The 1,403-nt window shown below is 67.3% G+C and carries 2 protein-coding genes; both read left to right on the top strand.

Features of this window, described 5'->3' with window-relative positions; all coding sequences use genetic code 11:
* Positions 1 to 825, top strand: an 825-nt coding sequence (locus JMF90_RS37020) for an ABC transporter permease subunit (protein WP_201326336.1), incomplete at its 5' end; no start/stop codon positions are given.
* Between the two features lie 2 nt (positions 826 to 827).
* The coding region (locus JMF90_RS37015) for an ABC transporter ATP-binding protein (protein ID WP_201326335.1) at positions 828 to 1,403 on the top strand (576 nt) is incomplete at its 3' end.

Below are 1,403 nucleotides of genomic sequence, written 5' to 3'. Positions count from 1 at the left end.
AACCGCGGCGCCGTCGGCGCGGGCATCGTCGTGATCGTGCTGATCGCAGTCGCGTTGCTCGCGCCGCTGATCGCGCCGCACAGCCCGGTCGAGCAATACCGCGACTACGTGAAGATTCCGCCCGCGTGGCTCGCCGGCGGCAACTGGCAATTCATCCTCGGCACCGACGAAGCGGGCCGCGACATCCTTTCGCGGCTGATGTTCGGCGCGCGGATGTCGTTCTGGATCGGCTTCGTGTCGGTCGTGCTCGCGCTGATCCCCGGCATCGTGCTCGGGCTGGTCGCCGCGTTCTTCCAGAAGTGGGCCGACACGCCGGTGATGCGCATCATGGACGTGCTGCTCGCGCTGCCGTCGCTGCTGCTCGCGGTCGCGGTCGTCGCGATCATCGGCCCGGGCCTCACCAACACGATGTTCGCGATCGCGATCGTCGCGCTGCCGGCCTACGTGCGTCTCACGCGTGCGTCGGCGCTCGGCGAGCTGCAGAAGGAATACGTGACCGCGTCGCGCGTGGCCGGCGCCGGCACGCTGCGCCTGATGTTCTCGCAGGTGCTTCCGAACTGTACGGCGCCGCTGATCGTGCAGGCGACGCTCGGCTTCTCGTCGGCGATCCTGGACGCGGCCGCGCTCGGCTTCCTCGGCCTCGGCGTGCAACCGCCCACCGCCGAGTGGGGCGCGATGCTGGCCTCGGCACGCGACTACATCGACAACGCGTGGTGGATCGTGACGATGCCCGGCCTGTCGATCCTGATTTCGGTGCTCGCGATCAACCTGCTCGGCGACGGGCTGCGTGACGCGCTCGACCCCAAGCTGAAACGGATGGCATGACTATGACCCAGAATCTCCTGACCATCCGCAATCTCGCGGTGAACTTCAACGGCCTGCCCGCGGTCGACCGGATCAACCTATCGGTCGCGCCGGGCGAGGTGGTGGGCGTCGTCGGCGAATCGGGCTCGGGCAAGAGCGTGACGATGATGGCGCTGATGGGCCTGATCGACGCGCCGGGCAAGGTGACGGCAGATGAAGTCACGTTCAACGGCGTGGATCTCTTGAAGGCGTCGCCGAAGGCGCGCCGCAAGATCGTCGGCAAGGACATCGCGATGGTGTTCCAGGACGCGCTGACGAGCCTGAACCCGAGCTACACGGTCGGCTACCAGATCAAGGAAGTGCTGAAGCTGCACGAAGGGCTGCGCGGCGACGCGCTGCACCGGCGCGCGCTCGAACTGCTCGACCAGGTCGGCATTCCCGATGCGAAGAACCGCATCGCGTCGTTCCCGCACCAGATGTCGGGCGGGATGAACCAGCGCGTGATGATCGCGATGGCCGTCGCGTGCAACCCGAAGCTGCTGATCGCCGACGAGCCGACCACCGCGCTCGACGTGACGATCCAGGCGCAGATCATGGAT

It is taken from the genome of Burkholderia sp. E168m23, from assembly GCF_016586125.1.
Taxonomy (GTDB): Bacteria; Pseudomonadota; Gammaproteobacteria; order Burkholderiales; family Burkholderiaceae; genus Burkholderia; species Burkholderia orbicola.
The sequence above is the reverse complement of the archived record's forward strand: the minus strand, read 5'-3'. Positions and strand labels throughout refer to the sequence as shown.